This is a genomic window from Burkholderia sp. E168m23 (assembly GCF_016586125.1).
Classification (GTDB): Bacteria; Pseudomonadota; Gammaproteobacteria; order Burkholderiales; family Burkholderiaceae; genus Burkholderia; species Burkholderia orbicola.
On sequence record NZ_BCPP01001124.1, the window covers coordinates 1 to 2,079 of the forward strand.

The following is a 2,079-nucleotide window of genomic DNA, read 5'->3' on the forward strand; positions in this document are numbered from 1 at the left end:
AAGGTGCCGTCATGCGACGTGCCGGGGCCGCCGATGTCGATCGGCACCTGCGTGTCGCCGAGCGCCTGCAGCGCGCCGGGCGGCTCGTCCTTGCCGAGCAGCGGCGGGATCTGCGCGGCGACGCGCGACCACAGCCGCGCGAACGCGAGCGGGCTGCGCGCGAGGAACGCGAGCGGTCGGTCGACCTCGAGCGCGGTCGCGCCGAGGAACGGGAAGCGGCGCATCGACACGTCGTGGCTCGCGACCATGTGGCCCGCGATCGCGAGCTTGCTGCGCGAGCCGAGGAACGCGAAATGCATCGGCTTCGCATCCTCGTAGACGATCTTCCAGCGCGGATCCTCCGCGAGCAGCTCCAGCGCCTGCGCGATCCAGCGATCGAGCGTCTGCAGCAGTTGCGGATTGTGCGCGCTCTTCACGAAGTCGCCGCGCGACGGAATCTTGCCGAAGTAGGCGATTTGCGCCTGTACGGTTTGCGTCATTGCGCCCTCTGTGCATTCGTTGCGTTGGCGGCCGCGACGGCCGGCGCGGCGCCCGGCGTGCCGGTGCCGGCTTGCGTCGCGTTCTGCGCGGCGCCCGCGCTCGCGTCGGCGACCGACGACGGCAGCTGCAGGCCGCGCAGGCTCTGCTGCTGCGGCTGGTCGCCGCCACCGGCCGACGGTTGCGACGTGCTGATGATGCGCATCGTCACCGACACGTTCACGCTGCCCTGTGCCCACGTCAGGTCGAAGGTGCCGTCCGGACGGCGCTTGCGCTGCGCCGAGTTGATCAGCTTCTCGAGACCGTAGCGGCCCGGCTCGTTGACGAGCTGCACCGTGCGGCCGTCGAAGGTCGTCGCGGACAGCGTCGCGCCCGGCGCGCCCTGCGGGTTTGGCCACACGAAGTTGGTCCACTGCGGCGGCGTGTTGCGGTAGCGCAGCTGCTGGCCGTCGATCGCGATCGTGTATTCCGTCGTGCCCGTGCTCGGTTGCGGCAGGATCTGGAACACGGTCTGCGGTTCGGCCGACGCGGCCGCGCTGCCGGCGGCGCCGCCCGCGAGCGGCGCGACCCAGCGTGCGAAGCCGTTCGTGAAGTCCGGCGTGAGCCCGATGCCCATGTCGCCCCACGTGCGGGCGGCGAGCGTGTCGCCGCGGCGCACCGCGAGCGGCCCGAGCGTCGTGCCGACGAACTTCGCGATCGAGCCGTCCGGACCGAACACCTGCGCGATCTCGCCGGCGCCGGCCTCGACCTTCGCGTTCGCCGCGAACGGGTACTTGGTCGCGAGCGAGCTCTGGAACGGCTGGTAGACCTGCGCGTTCCACACCTTGTTGACTTCGGCGCTGGCCGGCTGGATCACGACCGCGAACGCCTGCATCAGCGGCCGCACCAGCAGCGGGCGCAGCGACTTGCGTTGCGAATCGGTCAGGCCCGTCAGCATCTGCTCGTCGACGAGCTTCAGCGAATCGGCGAGTTCCGACCCGTTGCCGTCGAGCGTCTGCTGCATCAGCTGGCGCGCGCCCGGTCCCGGATCGCCCTGATTCTTGATCACGTTGAAGCGCGTGCGGACCTTCGACAGCGACTCCATGTAGCCCTTGAGCATCGACGTGCCGTCATGCGTCGCGACGATCCGCGCGAGCCCGACGAATTCCTGGCCGATCGGACCCATCGGCACCTCGGCCGGATTGCCGTTGATGTCGATGTTGGCTGCCGCCATCTGGCCGGCCTGCGAGCGCGTGAACAGTTGCTTGACCCAGTTCACGACGCCCGTCTGCGCCTTCTTGATCGTCACGTTCGCGAGCGACGGGTTGTCCCACGACGTCTGGTCGTACGCGGTCTCGAGGATCTTGCGGATCGGCGAATCCTGCGGGTCGCCCAAACGGTTCATCCCGTCGACGGCCTGGCCGAAGCTGGTGAAGCCCTGTACCGCGATGCCCTGCATGAACTTCTGCCAGTGCTGCGCGTACTCGGTCTTGTACATGCCGACGAGCGTCTTCTGGATCTGCTCGGGGCTGCCCTCGAGCGTCAGGTCGTCCTGCGTCGACGTGTTGAGCACCCAGTCCTTCGCCTGCAGCTCCTTGGTCGCCGCATCGCGGATCGCCGGCT

Annotated in this window: 2 protein-coding genes; both read right to left on the reverse strand. The window is 69.2% G+C overall.

The genetic code is table 11. The features are described from left to right. A partial coding sequence (gene tagF, locus JMF90_RS34795; RefSeq protein ID WP_201326136.1) for a type VI secretion system-associated protein TagF occupies positions 1-479 on the reverse strand: 479 nt, incomplete at its 3' end. Continuing rightward, positions 476-2,079: type VI secretion IcmF C-terminal domain-containing protein (locus JMF90_RS34800; protein WP_305790771.1), on the reverse strand; the 1,604-nt coding region annotated here is incomplete at its 5' end. The genes tagF and JMF90_RS34800, both read right to left, overlap by 4 nt.